Below are 14,449 nucleotides of genomic sequence, written 5' to 3' on the forward strand. Positions count from 1 at the left end.
CTGAATCGGGCTGTAGTCATCGTTAGGTTGCACTACCTGGCTTTGGAAAACTGTGCAGGTGACAGTCGCGCGCATTTGCTGGCTGGCGTGGTCGGGCCACTGCACGCGATACGTGCCGACCGTTGAAGAATCCGATGGGCCGGCCGATACGCTCTTCAGCAAAGGAGACTCCCATGCGCATGCTGATCGTTTTAGCCCTCGCGGCCAGTGCCGTCGGGTGTACCCGCTGGTCCATGGACCACCATCTCAACAATGCCTACCGCGCTTATGATCGCGGTGATTGCCAGCGGGTAATGTTGGAGCTGTCCCAGGTCGACCGCACCAGCCGCGCCCGGCCTTTCATCCACCCGGAAGTGGCGTTGCTGCGCGGGCAGTGCCTGGAGCGGCAAGCGTTGTACGTGGATGCCGCACAGACCTACCAGTACCTGATCCAGCGCTATCCGGGCAATGAATATGCCTACCGTGCCCAGGCGCGTCTGCAAACATTGGAGAAGCTGGGTCATTACCGGGGTGGCGAGCCGGCCGTGACCAGGCCAGCGCCGAGCGTACCTTGGCGCTAATGCCAAGGTGTGCTGTATTGACGGGGAGATTTGTCGCAGCGTGCGCTAACCTGTAACTCAACTGATACAACAACCGCCAGTACCAGGCGTTCCTGGCATCGCGGACGGACTGACCTTGACGCTATTCAATAAACGACATATCGACCGCCACCAGTTGCCTTTTGTCCTGAAGGTATTCAATCGCTTCAATGGGCAGGAGATGGGCCAGCTGGGCAATGCCTCTGAAAACGGCATGATGCTGATCAGCGAGCTGCCGGTCATGGTGGGCCCCGATTACGAATTGCAGTTGCGCCTGCCGTTGACGGGGGGTGGGCATCAGTTCGTCAACCTTACGGCCAGTTGTCTGTGGTGCCGCGAGGACCAGACGCCTGGGTACTACGATTCGGGCTTCATGTTGTTGCAGGCGCCTCGCGAATACGACGACTTTGTGCGCTCCTTGCAGGAGTACTTCAGTTTTCGCGCCTCCTCTACCTCGGTTTGACAGGTCGGTATTGCCGATTGCTGACGCCCGTCCATGAGATCGGTCCGGGTCAGTAGGGGCTGTGTAGCACGGCCTACTGGCCCCAAGTCGCTTCATTGGCCCGACGTCAGGCCCGGCTCAACGCGTTAGAATCAGGGCGAACCTGCAACAGGACGGCCCTGTGACTTCAAGCATTTTCTGGCATGACTACGAAACCACCGGCATCAACCCGCGCTGCGACCGGCCCGTGCAGATGGCAGGGGTGCGTACCGACCTCGACCTGAATGAAATCGCCGAACCGATCAACCTCTATTGCCGCTTGTCGGATGACATATTGCCGCATCCTGCTGCCTGCCTGGTGACGGGCGTCACGCCGCAACAGTTGGCCGAAAAAGGACTCGGCGAGGCCGAGTTCATGGCGCGCGTGCATGCCGAACTGGCGCAACCCGGTACCTGCGGTGCCGGCTACAACACGCTGCGTTTCGACGACGAAGTCACGCGCTACAGCCTATACCGCAACTTCTTCGACCCTTACGCACGCGAGTGGCAGGGCGGTAACAGTCGCTGGGACCTGATCGATATCGTCAGGACCGCGTTCGCGTTGCGTCCCGATGGCATTCAATGGCCCCAGCAGGAAGGGCGCATCAGTCTGCGCCTTGAGTTGTTGAGCAAGGCCAACGGCCTCGAACATGGCCACGCACACGAGGCACTCTCCGATGTTCGGGCGACCATTGCCCTTGCCCGGCTGATACGCGAGAAGCAGCCAAAGTTGTACGACTGGTTGTTTCAGCTTCGCAGCAAGCACAAGGTCATGGAGCAGATACGGCTGCTGCAGCCGATGGTGCATATTTCTGGACGTTTCAGTGCTGCGCGTCATTACTTGGGCGTCGTGTTGCCTTTGGCCTGGCACCCTAAAAACCGCAATGCATTGATTGTTTGCGATCTGCATCAGCAAACCCTGCCGCTGATTGAAGAGCGCGCCGAAACTTTGCGCCAGCGGCTCTATACCCGTCGAGAAGCCCTTGGCGAAGGCGAGCTCCCTGTACCGCTCAAACTCATCCAGATCAACCGCTGCCCGGTGGTGGCGCCCCTTTCTGTATTACGACCGGCTGATCAAGCGCGTCTGGGGATTGACCTGGACGCATTACAACGACGCGCCGAGGCATTGGTCCGTCAACAGGATCAATGGCAGGAAAAACTGGCACCTATTTATACGCAAGACGGTTTTGCGGCCAGTGACGATCCTGAACAGCAATTGTATGAGCGGTTTCTCGGCGAGCGTGACCGGCGGTTATGCGATCAAGTGCGTTCGCTGTCGCCCGCCCAGTTGGGCGCCGGGCAGTGGATGTTCGATGATCCACGCTTGGCCGAATTGCTCTTTCGTTACCGTGCACGTAACTTTCCCGACACCTTGAACGATGAAGACAGGGCGCGATGGCAGGATTTTTGTAGGCAACGTCTGACTGACCCCCGCTGGGGTGCGCCCAATACCCTGGGTGATTTCGCCCAGGCCCTGGCCGCAGCCTGGCCTGGCGCGGGTGAAGCAGGACAGCAAGTGCTGACAGCCTGGCAACTGCATGCCAACGCGTTGCAAACGAGGTTTGCCGTCAATTGAAAGCCCATAAAAAAACGCCGGTTATTAACCGGCGTTTTTTACGTATATCAAATAGCGAGCAATGGACAATCAGTCCAGCAGGGTTGCCCAGCTTTCTACCTCGTCACCGCCCCATTGAGCTTTCCACTCTTTCAGGGTTTTGTGGTTGCCACCTTTGGTTTCGATGACTTCACCGTTGTGCGGGTTTTTGTATTGCTTGACCTTGCGCGCGCGTTTGGTGCCAGTGGTTTTCACGGCGCCACGCGGCAGTTTGCTCATCTTGGCATCAGGGTCGAGCAGGGCAATGATGTCACGCAGCGACTTGGAATATTCGCCCATCAGGGTGCGCAGTTTGCCTTCGAACTCCAGTTCTTTTTTCAGCTTGTCATCCTGAGACAGGTTGGCCAGGCGGGCCTGAAGTTCCTTGATGGCTTCTTCGGTAGCACGGTACTCGTTGATCAGGGACATGGAGTGTTCCTTAATGCGTGTTCGGAAATGTGTGGAGCAATAGTAAACAGGCAATTCTCGCAAGTAAACATATGATTGATGTATTAACAGTTGATTAGCTGTGACAGTAATTCTCCACGTGAACAAAAATTTACATAGGTTGCCGTTTCGTCCATAAACCTTGTCGGAAGATTCCCGCCTGATAGGCACAGCGACCCTATGCAGCACGTCGCAATCATTACTGCGTTTTTCTCAGCGTGCCGCTAGAATAAGCGCCTTTGCGAGTTCTGGAGTCTTATTCATGCGCACCTACCGTCTGGTGATCGCTTGCCCCGACCGTGTCGGCATCGTGGCGAAAGTCAGTAATTTCCTGGCCTTGTACAACGGCTGGATCACCGAAGCCAGCCATCACTCCGACGAGCAGACTGGCTGGTTCTTCATGCGTCATGAAATTCGCGCCGAGTCGCTGCCCTTCGGTATCGAGGCGTTCCGCGAAGCGTTCGCGCCCATCGCCGAAGAGTTCTCCATGACCTGGCGCGTGACCGATTCTGCCCAGAAAAAGCGCGTCGTGCTGATGGCCAGCCGCGAATCCCACTGCCTGGCCGACCTGCTGCACCGCTGGCACAGCGATGAGCTCGATTGCGACATTCCCTGCGTCATTTCCAACCACGACGACCTGCGCAGCATGGTCGAGTGGCACGGTATTCCGTTCTTCCACGTTCCAGTAGACCCCAAGGATAAAGCCCCGGCGTTTGCCGAGGTGTCACGCCTGGTGCAGGAACACGCAGCCGATGTGGTCGTGCTGGCGCGGTACATGCAAATTCTGCCGCCGCAACTCTGCCAGGACTATGCTGAGAAGGTCATCAACATCCACCATAGCTTCCTGCCATCGTTCGTCGGCGCCAAGCCGTACCATCAGGCGGCGCTGCGTGGCGTGAAGCTGATCGGTGCGACCTGCCACTACGTGACCGAAGAGCTGGACGCCGGCCCCATCATCGAGCAGGACGTGGTGCGGGTTACCCATGCCGACAGCATCGAGGACATGGTCCGCTTCGGGCGCGACGTGGAGAAAATGGTGCTGGCCCGCGGCCTGCGCTATCACCTGGAAGACCGGGTTCTGGTGCACGGCAACAAGACAGTGGTGTTCGACTGATAGCAGGGCTGCTATCAAGCCTCTTGAGCAACGTGAGGATCGACCAATGGGACGGCGCGGTACGCCTACAGCCTCTCCACCCCCTGTAGTGGGCCAGGGTTGCCTGGCCCGCTACGATCCAGACGCGTTGCAGGACACCGACGGCACCGACTTCCCCGGTGCCGCTGCGCTTTGGCAAGCGCTCAACCCACCTGACGCCGCCAGCGCTCCAGCAGCGGACGTGCCAGCAGGCACACGAACACAGGCCCTCCGGCGAGCAGATACAGGTAGTAAGTGATTGCGCGCCAGATCAGGATCGCCGCTGCCGCCGTCGAACTGCCCACCATGGGTGTCAGCAGGCTGGCCGAGGTCAGCTCGGCAGCGCCTGCGCCGCCGGGCATCATGCTGAACTGACCGGCGCTGAGCGAGAGCATCTGGACCAGGAAACTGGGGATCCAGGCCAGCTCCACGCCCAGGCCCTTGACCACTAGGTACAGCACGCTAAAGCGCAGCCCCCAGTGGACGCACGTCAGGCTGAACACCAGAAACAGGGTGCGCTTGGGTAGCTGCCAGGTTTGCGCCAGTGCCTGCACGAAACGAAACAGCTTACGGGCCCAGCGCCGTTTGCGCGGTGCGCTGGTACCCAGGCGCTGCAGCAGCCTGCCATTCAGCCGCATCACCTTGCGCCGGTAGCGCAGCAACGCCACCACGCCTGCCAGCGCCGCGCACAGCAGTGCCGCACTGCCCAGCAACATGCTTTCCTGGCTGCGCCCCAGGCTGTGAAACAACGCATAGCCGGCGATCGCCAGCATGGCGCAGAAGAAAAACACCAAGTCATTGAGCTGATCCATCGCGAACACCGCGCCGCTGCGGGCTGCGCTGATGCCCTCGCGGGCCAGCAAGGCCATCAGGGTCAGGGGACCGCCGCCACCACCTGGAGTGGTACAGATGGCGAATTCGGTGGCCATGACCACACCCAAGGTGCGCACCCGCGACACGCGCACTGCCTGATCGCCTAGCAGCAGGCGCATCCGGCAGGCGTTGATCACCCAGCACAGCAGAATCATGCCCACCAGCGTCATCAACAGCTGCGGGTCGAAGCGGCTCAGCTTGGGCAGCAGTTCGCTGCCGCCCAACAGTGCCGGCACCAACGCTGCGCCCAGCAGCGCCAAGCCCAGCAGCAGCCAGCGGTTCATGCTGCCACCTGCCGCTCCAGCCAGGCTGACTTGGTCAAGGGTTCGCGCCCGTCTTCGATCAGTTTTTCAAGGGTGCGCAGCCAGTAGTCCCGTGAGTATTGATGGCGCATGTCCACCGGGTGCAGCCCCAGGCGCAGGGTGTTAGCACCTTGCCAGCGTCGACATTGCCAGTCGCTGAGCACCCGCGACACACCACGGCGCCAGGCGCTGCGCGCGCTCCAGACCAAACCGGGTGCATCGATGGCGGTAAAGTCCGGCAGGCGATAGAGGTGCTGCGGGGTGCTGGTGTATTTGAGCGGCAGTTGGCGCAGCGCTTGCCGCGTGCCCTGGCTCATCAACCACGCGGGGGCCACGAAGCCTGCTACAGGCCAGCCTTGACGGTCGAACAACGCCAGGCCGTCTTGTAGCCGGGCGATGGCCTGGTGTTCGTCCAGCGCGTAGAACTCGCCTTCATGGGTATAGATCCGCCGCATGAAGTAGTCCACGGGCGTACGCGGCGTGGGGCCCTCATCGGCATGGGCGTAACCGTGCAGGGCCAGCTCGTCACCCGCGGCCAGACGGCGATCGAGCAACTGGCAGAAGCCGGGAGACTGAGTCAGCAGGTTGCGCCGATGAAAGTCGGGCACCACCAGCCAGGTCATGGGCACGTTACCCAATGCATCGACCGCCTGCACGAACGGCTCGTAATCTGGCCACGTCTCTGGGGCCACATCATGCAGCACCAGCATCACGCTACGGGAACGGGTACCGGACTCAAGCATGTGCCCGCACCTGCTGTTGATGGCCAAGTACAGCCTGGTAATGCTCAAGCAGGCCATTGACCACGTTGTCCCATGAGTAATGCTGCTCTACATGTCGCCTGGCCTGTGCACCGAGCTTGCGCGCCCCGGCTTCGAACGCCTCGCGCACCGCCAGGGCCATTGCCCGGGCATCATTGGGTTGGCACAAGCGCCCGCACTGGTCGTTGACGATTTCGCCGAAGGCGCCGGCACGCACTGCAACCACGGGCGTGCCACTGGCCATGGCTTCGAGGATGACCAGGCCGAAGGTTTCCTGGTCGCCGGCATGCACCAACAGGTCGGCGCTGGCCATCAGGCGAGCCACCTGGTCAGGTGGGCAGAACTGGCCGATCACGCTGACGTTGTCGGGCACATTGGCGGGCATGTTGGACCCCACCAGCAGCAGGTGATACCCGCGCCCCAGCTGCCGCATGCAGTCGAGCAGCACGGGCAGGTTCTTCTCCCGAGAGCCTCGGCCTGCATAGATCAGCAGCCGGCAGGTGTCGGCGATGCCCAGTTCGGCCCGCACCTGTGGATCGCGGCGTGCGGGGTTGAAGGTTTCCAGGTCCACGCCCAGCGGCTGCACGTGAACATCACGTACCCCCAGGCGGCGGAGCTTGTCTGCCATGACCTTGCTCGGTGCGAGCACGCGGTCGAAATTGCCATACAACTTGCTGACATAGGCCTCGACGTTGGGCGTGAACCAATTACCCATGCGGTTGCTCACCAACAGCGGCAGGTCGGAGTGATAGAAACCAATGACCGGTACGTCCAGCTGACGGCGCGCTTCAAGCGCCGCCCAGGCGGTCAGGTACGGGTCGCCGACCTCGATCAGGTCTGGCTTTAGCGTGCGCAGCGTGTTGCACCATGGCGCCAGGCGTACCGGAAAGCGATAGCCTTTGCCAAAGGGCAGGGGTAGTGCAGGCACATGATAGACACCGCCTTCATGCCGAGCGCTGGCGCCGGGGATCAACAGGCTGTGACGGACACCTTGTAGGGCATCCAGGCGGTGGTGTTTGGCATCAAGGTAAGTGCGTACGCCGCCGCTGGCCGGGGCGTAGAACATGGTGATGTCGGCAATGTGCACGATCTGCATCCCTCCGGGATCGTCTTTCGGGTCTGTCATCGCGCGGTAACGAAACCGGCGTTGACATGCCATGAAGTTGACCTTTCAGAAGGATAGTTTGTTCGATCAGCTTGTGCGGTTGATCGCCCGGCAGCCGAGCGCCAGGCAAAGGCGCTCGGCGGGTCGGTGCCGGCTTCAGATACGGAAGGTGCCGACCAGGTGTTTCAGACGGCTGGCCTGCTGTTCCAAATCGGAACAGGCACGCAGCGTCGCCTGCAGGTTTTCGACGCCTTCCTGATTGAGCATGTTGATTTCGTTGATATCCATATTGATGGCTTCGACCACGGCCGTCTGCTCCTCGGTGGCCGTGGCCACGGACTGGTTCATGCCATCGATTTCGCCAATGCGCACGGTGACACTGTCCAGCCGCTCACCGGCCTGGTTGGCGATCTGCACACTGTCCAGGCTGTGGCGCTGGCTCTGGTCCATGGTATCGACCGACTCGCGGGCGCCCACTTGCAGCTCCTCGATCATGCCCTGGACCTGCTGCGCGGATTCCTGGGTGCGATGGGCCAGGTTACGCACTTCGTCGGCCACCACTGCGAAACCACGACCCGCTTCACCGGCACGCGCGGCCTCGATGGCGGCGTTGAGCGCCAGCAGGTTGGTCTGCTGGGAAATGCTGGTGATCACTTCGAGAATCTGGCCGATGTTGACGGTTTTACTGTTGAGCGTCTCGATGTGGGCGCTGGACGTCACGATCAAGTCGGAAAGCCGGTTCATGGCGGCGATGTTGCGATCGACCACTTGCTGGCCTTCTTCAGCCAGACGCCGTGCAGAACTTGCATGCTGAGAAGCCTGCGCCGCATTGCCGGCGATCTCCTGGGCGGCAGCGCCCAGCTCGTTGATGGCGGCCGCCACGCTGTTGGTGCGGTTGGATTGTTCGTCGGAATTGGTCATCGACGAATTGGACGCACTGATCACACGCAACGCGACTTCGTTCACCTGCTCGGTGGCCGAGGACACTTCACGGATCGAGCCGTGGATACGCTCGACGAAGCGGTTGAAGGCGTTGCCCAGGATGCCGAACTCGTCGTGATGGTGGATGCGCAGGCGCTTGGTGAGGTCGCCTTCGCCCTCGGCGATATCCTCCATGGCCCGTGTCATGGTGTGCAGCGGCTGCATCAGCACACGGATCAGCAGCCCCAGCAGGGCGATGATGATCACCACGGCCACCACGGTGGCGATCACGGCGGAGGTGCGGAACGTGCTGAGCATCGCGAAGGCCTTGTCCTTGTCCACCGACAGGCCGATGTACCAGTTGGCCGAAGGCAAGCCGGTCACCGGTGTGAACGTCAGCAGGCGGGCATGGCCGTCACTTTGCACTTCGGTCAGCTCAGGGGTGAGCTTCGGTGTGCGCTCGGGGAACAGGTCTGACAATGATTTCATCACCAGGCCTTGATCCGGGTGGACCAGGATCTTGCCTTGGTCGTTTACCAGGAAGGCATACCCCATGCCGCCGAAGTTCAGCGAGTTGATGATTTGCGCCAGGCCGTCCAGTGCCAGGTCACCACCGACCACTCCCACCGAATCGGCCACCTTGTCGAGGATGCCGATCACCATCTTGTTGGTGGTCATGTCGATGTAGGGTTCGGTCAGCAGGGTGCCGCTGGCACTCATGCCATCCTTGTACCAGGGGCGTGTGCGGGGATCGTACCCGTCAGGCATCTTTGCATCCGGGCGCACGCTGAAGCTGCCATCGACCCTGCCCAGGTAAACGGTAAGGAAACTCGATATCAGCGCCTGCTGGCCCATCAGGGTTTCAGCATTGGCCGGTTGCTGGGCGATATTCTGCGCCAGGTTCTCGACCAGTTTGATACGTCCCTCGAACAAACTGCGGATGTTGGTCGACGTAGAGGCGCCCATCTCAGTCAGGTAGTCCTGAAGGTCCTCGCGAATCGCATTACGCTGCAGGTAATCGTTGTAGAGGGTGAACAGGCTGAATGCGAGGATCACGATCAGTGATGCTGCCAGCAGAATCTTGTGGCTGAAACGAAGGCTTTTGTTCATGAAATCATCGGGTCCGCTAAGGTTTTGTATCAGGCGTTCGCAGCTGTAGGGCCCAGCCAGTGCAACATCCCGAAAAGTCCTTTTTCGGTTGTTCTCTCTGAGTAAGGCGAATATCACCCAGAGGTATCGGCCGAAGTAAGACAAAGCTTGAGCAGAGGATTAAAGAGATGTCGGAATCTTCATTTATCGTTGTAGGATCAAGCCCTGATGGCCAGCCCGTAGGGCAAGCGATGCGGCTTGCCAACCGGCACGGGTTGGTGGCGGGGGCCACCGGTACCGGCAAGACCGTGACCCTGCAACACTTGGCCGAGGCTTTCAGCGATGCCGGCGTGGCGGTGTTCGCGGCCGACGTCAAAGGCGACCTGTGTGGGCTAGGCGCCAAAGGCGCGCCTGAGGGCAAGGTGGCCGAGCGCATCGCAGGGATGCCTTGGTTGCACCACCAGCCACAGGCCTACCCAGTCAGCGTGTGGGACATCGCGGGCCAGTCGGGGCATCCGTTGCGTACCACGATCAGCGAAATGGGGCCTTTGCTGCTAGGCAACTTGCTTGAGCTCACCGATAGCCAACAGGCGGCGCTGTATGCCAGTTTCAAGGTGGCCGATCGCGAAGGCTTGCTGTTGCTGGACCTCAAGGACCTCAAAGCGCTGCTTGGCCACCTGAAGGACAACCCGCAGGTGCTGGGCGAAGACAGTGCGCTGGTTACCGGCGCGTCCGTGCAGGCGTTGCTGCGCCGGCTGGCCACCCTGGAGCAGCAGGGGGCAGAGGCGTTGTTTGGTGAGCCGGCATTGCAGCTCGAAGACATTCTGCGGCCCGACCCGGATGGGCGAGGGCGCATCCATTTGCTCGACGCCAGCCGCCTGGTGCATGAGGCACCCAAGGTCTACGCCACGTTTCTACTGTGGCTGCTGGCCGAACTGTTCGAGCAACTGCCCGAGCGTGGTGATGCCGAAAAACCGGTGCTGGCGCTGTTCTTCGATGAAGCGCACCTGCTGTTCAAGGACACGCCCAAGGCCTTGCAAGACCGCCTGGAGCAGGTGGTGCGGCTGATTCGCTCAAAAGGGGTCGGGGTGTATTTCGTCACCCAGTCCCCAGCCGACCTGCCCGATGCAGTCCTTGCCCAGTTGGGCCTGCGAATCCAGCATGGCTTGCGGGCGTATACGGCCAAGGAGCAGAAGGCGCTACGCGCCGTAGCCGAGGGCTTTCGCCCCAACCCTTCATTCGATGCGTTGTCCTCGCTGACCGAGCTGGGCATCGGCGAGGCACTGGTCGGCACGCTCGAGGACAAGGGAACACCTGCCAGTGTGCAGCGAGTGCTGGTCGCCCCACCGCAATCGCGCATCGGCCCGTTGAGTGAGGCCGAGCGCAGTGCACTGATTGCGCGGTCCCCCTTGGTTGGCCGTTATGACAAACCCATAGACCGGGAGTCGGCTTACGAAAGGCTCAACCAACGCAAGGGCGAAGCGGTGGAGCCCGCGCCGCAACCCAAGGCTGATGACAGCAGTTTCGCTGAAAAGGCGGGCGAATTTCTGCAAGGCGCGGCTGGGCAGGCGATCAAGTCGGCGATGCGTCAGGCTGCCAATCAACTGGGGCGGCAGCTGGTGCGCGGGCTGATGGGCTCGTTGCTGGGCGGGAAAAAGAAGTAGCTGCGCGGTGTGAAACCATCGCCCATAAAAAAGGCGCCCGACGGCGCCTTTTTCTATGGGCTGAGGTCAGCCGATTGCCTTGGACGCCAACCAGAACAGGCCGGCGGCAAGCCCCATCGAGGCGGGCAGGGTCAGCACCCACGCCATCAGGATGGTCTTCACCGTACCGCCCTGCAGGCCGCTTTTGTTGGCGACCATGGTGCCGGCAACGCCGGAAGACAGCACATGCGTGGTTGAAACCGGCAGCGCGAACACGTTGGCCATGCCAATGGCGCAGGCCGCGGTGATCTGCGCCGACATGCCCTGGGCATAGGTCATGCCCTGTTTGCCAATCTTCTCGCCGACGGTCAACACCACGCGGCGCCAGCCAACCATGGTGCCCAGGCCCAGGGCCAGGGCAACGGCCACGATCACCCAGAACGGAGCGTACTCAGTGGTGGCGGTCAGGTCCTTGCGCAGCTTTTCCAGGTCGGACTTTTCACGCGCATCCAGGCCCGGCAACTTGCCAACCTTTTTCGCGGTGTCGTCCAGGCACAGCAGGTAACGGCGTACTTCTACACGCTTGTCCGCGTCCAGGGCCCGGTAGTCGGTCACGCCCTGCAGCGAGGACTGCAGCGCGGCGATGGTCGGCTCGGTCTGCTGGGGATTGCAGCTGAACTGTTCAGGCAGGTCACTGGCCTTGGCCTTGCCCAGCGCCAGGAATTCGCCCAGCGTGGCAGCGTTGCGCTCGTAGAACTGGCTCATGTGCAACGTGGCATCACGGGTGCGTTCGATCTGGTAGGTGGTGCTGTTCAGGTCGAGCACGAACTTGGCCGGTACGATGCCGATCAATACCAGCATGATCAGGCCAATGCCTTTCTGACCGTCATTGGAGCCGTGCACGAAGCTCACGCCCATGGCCGAAATCACCAGCACCAGACGATTCCAGAAAGGCGGGTGCTTCTTGTCGTCCAGTTTGCGGCGTTGCTCAGGCGTCTTGTGCATCTTCGACAGCGGGCGCCACCATTTCAGGCCAAGCAGGACCAGCGCGGCCACGGCAAACCCGGCGATCGGCGAAACCACCAGGGACATGGCGATATCGATGGCTTTCTGCCAATTGACGCCGTCACCCAGCGGAATGTCGTTGATGAGCGCGTTGGCCAGGCCCACGCCCAGGATCGAGCCGATCAGGGTATGCGAACTGGACGCAGGAATACCGAAGTACCAGGTGCCCAGGTTCCAGGTAATGGCTGCGGCCAGCAGCGAGAAGACCATGGCCAGGCCGTGCCCGGTGTTCACATTGATCAGCAGCTCTACCGGAAGCAGGTGCACGATGGCATAAGCCACCCCGACCCCACCCAGCAGAACGCCAAGGAAGTTGAACACGCCGGAGAAGAACACGGCCAGGTGTGGTGGCATGGCTTTGGTGTAGATGACGGTGGCTACCGCGTTGGCGGTGTCATGAAAGCCATTGATGAACTCGAAGGCGAGCACGAAGGTCAAGGCGAGCAGCAAGCTCACCAATACCCAGGCATCCAGTCCGCTGAATAAATCGATCATGAAGGTTGTCTGGCGGTCGTAGGGGGGCCGGATTATGCCAGAAAACGTTGGCAATCGATGCACCCGCGGCAGCCGCTGATCATGTCGCCCAGGTCAGAAATTGCCGTCTGCCACTGCAGGTCGGTCAACATTATCGAAGCCAAATGTGTTCAACGTCAGCGAAAAATCAGCAAAATGCGCGGAAGGTGAGGCGGTTAATCGTTTTAAACGCCCGTATGAAATTTGTGAAATTCCATTACAACCATTGCGCCAGAGCAATTACGCGCTCTGGGCACCCCTAGCGCTTTGACGATTGGGCAAAGGGCTAGGGGTTAGCGCTGCGCAATTCCTTCTCCATGCGTTCCAGCTCCTGGCTGAACGCCTGGTCGCGCATGTTGGCGCGTTTGCGCCAGGGTTTGCGTTCCGGTTCCGGCTGTGCCGCATAGGTGGTCACTTCGCCGCCATACACATCCTTGAAACGCTCAGCCTGGCGCTCGAGTTCTGCGCGCAGTTCTTCTTTTGTCACATGCAGTACCTGAATTGAATTGAAAAGAGGACCGCCCTGTCGGCGTAAACCGTTAGACGATATCGACACTTAACTTGCCGGCGGGACCTGGATCGACGCGTCGTCCAACTAGACGACCGGAGTATATCAACACTCGAATAAGGCCAGTGTGATGGGATTGGCCCGACGGGCAATCAAAGACATGTCGATATTAAGAAAACCACAACGTGTGAAAGTTCGATATCGCACGCGATGCACACCGCAAAAACAAAACGGCCCCACCAATTGGCAGGGCCGTTGCCTGGGACTTCTACGGTGGGTACCTGACCAGTCTCTCCAAAGAAGCCACAAGTGGCACTGGAAAGGTATAAGCAAACGTGTCGCCGGTCAATTGCGATTATCGGCCGGTTGTTCGATAATCGCACAAGTCGGCGATTTTGTTGAGGTGTGCGATGAATGACGATAAAACAGCCCGTGACAGTGCTCTGCCCGAAGCAGCACGCAGTCCGGCACCCGCCCTGGCCCCGCCAATCGTGGCATCGCCGGCCAAACGCATTCAGGCGTTCACCGGCGATCCTGACTTCATGACCTCCCTGGCGCGTGGGCTTGCCGTCATACAGGCATTTCAGGAACGCAAGCGGCACCTGACCATCGCGCAAATCAGCCATCGCACCGAAATACCTCGGGCGGCAGTGCGCCGATGCCTGCATACGCTGATGAAGCTGGGCTACGCGACCACCGACGGGCGTACCTACTCCTTGCTGCCCAAAGTGCTGACGCTCGGCCATGCGTACCTGTCATCGACACCCCTGGCCATTTCCGCGCAGCCTTACCTGGACCGTATCAGCGACCAGTTGCACGAGGCGGCCAACATGGCGACCCTCGAAGGGGACGACATTCTGTACATCGCCCGCTCGGCGACGGTAGAGCGCCTGATCTCGGTAGACCTGTCGGTCGGTGGACGGCTCCCGGCGTATTGCACGTCCATGGGCCGCATCCTCCTGGCGGCCATGGACGACACCAGCTTGCGCGAATACTTCGATCGTGCCGACCTCAAGGCCCGCACCAGCCGTACCCTGCAAGACGCCCCGTCGCTGTTCGCCTGCATCGAGCAAGTGCGTAGCCAGGGATGGTGCGTGGTCGACCAGGAACTCGAACAAGGCCTGCGCTCGGTGGCCGTGCCCGTCTACGACGCCTCAGGCCAGGTACTGGCAGCGCTGAACGTCAGTACCCACGTCGGGCGTGTACCGCGCAGTGAACTGGAGCAGCGGTTTCTTCCCGTACTGCTGGAAGCCAGCCAAGAGCTCAGCCATCAGCTGTTTGGATAAGCGCGAAGGCTTTAGGATCATTACAGCCTGCTGACAAAGCGTTCGATAATCGCCCAGTTCAGCCTTGAGCTAATTGTGACGGCCCCGCCTTTGTCCCTAACCTGATGCCCACCCGGCGGACAGGTTGCAGTGACCCGATTGTGCCTGTATC

The 14,449-nt window shown here is 60.7% G+C and carries 13 protein-coding genes and 1 pseudogene; 6 read left to right on the forward strand and 8 right to left on the reverse strand.

Annotation, left to right across the window (positions count from 1 at the left end; translation table 11 throughout):
- Nucleotides 1-173: 173 nt before the first annotated feature.
- From PFU01S_RS11325 to sbcB, 3 genes are all read left to right on the forward strand, one after another.
- Entirely contained in the window at nucleotides 174-560 is a 387-nt protein-coding gene (locus PFU01S_RS11325; protein WP_027914527.1) for a tol-pal system YbgF family protein, read from the forward strand.
- Nucleotides 561-675: 115 nt separating this feature from the next.
- Nucleotides 676-1,041, forward strand: coding sequence for a PilZ domain-containing protein (locus PFU01S_RS11330; RefSeq protein ID WP_033695024.1), 366 nt, complete (start codon nucleotides 676-678; stop codon nucleotides 1,039-1,041).
- Between the two features lie 160 nt (nucleotides 1,042-1,201).
- On the forward strand, nucleotides 1,202-2,635 hold the full coding sequence (gene sbcB, locus PFU01S_RS11335; RefSeq protein WP_027914529.1) for an exodeoxyribonuclease I: 1,434 nt from the start codon (nucleotides 1,202-1,204) through the stop codon (nucleotides 2,633-2,635).
- Nucleotides 2,636-2,704: 69 nt separating this feature from the next.
- Here the strand turns inward: sbcB and mvaT are convergent, their stop codons facing one another.
- Nucleotides 2,705-3,082 (reverse strand): histone-like nucleoid-structuring protein MvaT, encoded by a 378-nt coding sequence (mvaT, locus tag PFU01S_RS11340; protein WP_023534419.1) that lies wholly within the window; start codon nucleotides 3,080-3,082, stop codon nucleotides 2,705-2,707.
- A gap of 280 nt (nucleotides 3,083-3,362) precedes the next feature.
- On the opposite strand from mvaT, the gene purU reads away from it, so the two are divergent.
- On the forward strand, nucleotides 3,363-4,214 hold the full coding sequence (gene purU, locus PFU01S_RS11345) for a formyltetrahydrofolate deformylase (protein ID WP_027914530.1): 852 nt from the start codon (nucleotides 3,363-3,365) through the stop codon (nucleotides 4,212-4,214).
- A gap of 182 nt (nucleotides 4,215-4,396) precedes the next feature.
- On the opposite strand, the gene gpgF is transcribed toward purU, so the two are convergent.
- From gpgF to PFU01S_RS22900, 5 genes and pseudogenes are all read right to left on the reverse strand, one after another.
- Complete coding sequence (gene gpgF, locus PFU01S_RS11350) at nucleotides 4,397-5,389, reverse strand: glucosaminyl phosphatidylglycerol flippase (protein WP_027914531.1); 993 nt, start codon at nucleotides 5,387-5,389, stop codon at nucleotides 4,397-4,399.
- Complete coding sequence (gene gpgD, locus PFU01S_RS11355) at nucleotides 5,386-6,150, reverse strand: N-acetylglucosaminyl phosphatidylglycerol deacetylase (protein WP_027914532.1); 765 nt, start codon at nucleotides 6,148-6,150, stop codon at nucleotides 5,386-5,388. The genes gpgF and gpgD overlap by 4 nt, the downstream gene beginning before the upstream one ends.
- Nucleotides 6,143-7,264 (reverse strand): N-acetylglucosaminyl phosphatidylglycerol synthase, encoded by a 1,122-nt coding sequence (gene gpgS, locus PFU01S_RS11360; RefSeq protein WP_027914533.1) that lies wholly within the window; start codon nucleotides 7,262-7,264, stop codon nucleotides 6,143-6,145. Before gpgS ends, gpgD begins: the two co-directional genes overlap by 8 nt.
- Before the next feature lie 165 nt (nucleotides 7,265-7,429).
- Nucleotides 7,430-8,194, reverse strand: a complete 765-nt coding sequence (locus PFU01S_RS22895; RefSeq protein ID WP_371259667.1) for a methyl-accepting chemotaxis protein — start codon at nucleotides 8,192-8,194, stop codon at nucleotides 7,430-7,432.
- 93 nt (nucleotides 8,195-8,287) lie between these two features.
- Nucleotides 8,288-9,304 (reverse strand): annotated as a pseudogene (locus PFU01S_RS22900) (HAMP domain-containing protein); the annotation flags it as partial.
- Nucleotides 9,305-9,471: 167 nt separating this feature from the next.
- On the opposite strand from PFU01S_RS22900, the gene PFU01S_RS11370 reads away from it, so the two are divergent.
- Entirely contained in the window at nucleotides 9,472-10,947 is a 1,476-nt protein-coding gene (locus PFU01S_RS11370; protein ID WP_027914535.1) for a helicase HerA-like domain-containing protein, read from the forward strand.
- A gap of 66 nt (nucleotides 10,948-11,013) precedes the next feature.
- Here the strand turns inward: PFU01S_RS11370 and PFU01S_RS11375 are convergent, their stop codons facing one another.
- Nucleotides 11,014-12,486: an inorganic phosphate transporter gene (locus PFU01S_RS11375; protein ID WP_023534437.1), complete on the reverse strand. Its 1,473-nt coding sequence runs from the start codon at nucleotides 12,484-12,486 to the stop codon at nucleotides 11,014-11,016.
- 304 nt (nucleotides 12,487-12,790) lie between these two features.
- Complete coding sequence (locus PFU01S_RS11380) at nucleotides 12,791-12,991, reverse strand: hypothetical protein (RefSeq protein ID WP_027914536.1); 201 nt, start codon at nucleotides 12,989-12,991, stop codon at nucleotides 12,791-12,793.
- A 431-nt stretch (nucleotides 12,992-13,422) separates the two neighbouring features.
- On the opposite strand from PFU01S_RS11380, the gene pcaR reads away from it, so the two are divergent.
- Complete coding sequence (gene pcaR / locus PFU01S_RS11385; RefSeq protein WP_248694598.1) at nucleotides 13,423-14,298, forward strand: pca regulon transcriptional regulator PcaR; 876 nt, start codon at nucleotides 13,423-13,425, stop codon at nucleotides 14,296-14,298.
- Nucleotides 14,299-14,449 lie beyond the last annotated feature (151 nt).

This window comes from Pseudomonas fulva NBRC 16637 = DSM 17717, from assembly GCF_000730565.1.
Classification (GTDB): Bacteria; Pseudomonadota; Gammaproteobacteria; order Pseudomonadales; family Pseudomonadaceae; genus Aquipseudomonas; species Aquipseudomonas fulva.

Excerpts from the sequence above, each read along its gene's own strand:
- gpgD (WP_027914532.1), bottom strand. The coding sequence starts at position 6,150 with ATGCTTGAGTCCGGTACCCGTTCCCGTAGCGTGATGCTGGTGCTGCAT.
- mvaT (WP_023534419.1), bottom strand. The coding sequence starts at position 3,082 with ATGTCCCTGATCAACGAGTACCGTGCTACCGAAGAAGCCATCAAGGAA.
- gpgS (WP_027914533.1), bottom strand. The coding sequence starts at position 7,264 with ATGCAGATCGTGCACATTGCCGACATCACCATGTTCTACGCCCCGGCC.
- PFU01S_RS22895 (WP_371259667.1), bottom strand. The coding sequence starts at position 8,194 with ATGACCAATTCCGACGAACAATCCAACCGCACCAACAGCGTGGCGGCC.
- PFU01S_RS11370 (WP_027914535.1), top strand. The coding sequence starts at position 9,472 with ATGTCGGAATCTTCATTTATCGTTGTAGGATCAAGCCCTGATGGCCAG.
- purU (WP_027914530.1), top strand. The coding sequence starts at position 3,363 with ATGCGCACCTACCGTCTGGTGATCGCTTGCCCCGACCGTGTCGGCATC.
- PFU01S_RS11325 (WP_027914527.1), top strand. The coding sequence starts at position 174 with ATGCGCATGCTGATCGTTTTAGCCCTCGCGGCCAGTGCCGTCGGGTGT.
- PFU01S_RS11375 (WP_023534437.1), bottom strand. The coding sequence starts at position 12,486 with ATGATCGATTTATTCAGCGGACTGGATGCCTGGGTATTGGTGAGCTTG.
- pcaR (WP_248694598.1), top strand. The coding sequence starts at position 13,423 with ATGAATGACGATAAAACAGCCCGTGACAGTGCTCTGCCCGAAGCAGCA.
- gpgF (WP_027914531.1), bottom strand. The coding sequence starts at position 5,389 with ATGAACCGCTGGCTGCTGCTGGGCTTGGCGCTGCTGGGCGCAGCGTTG.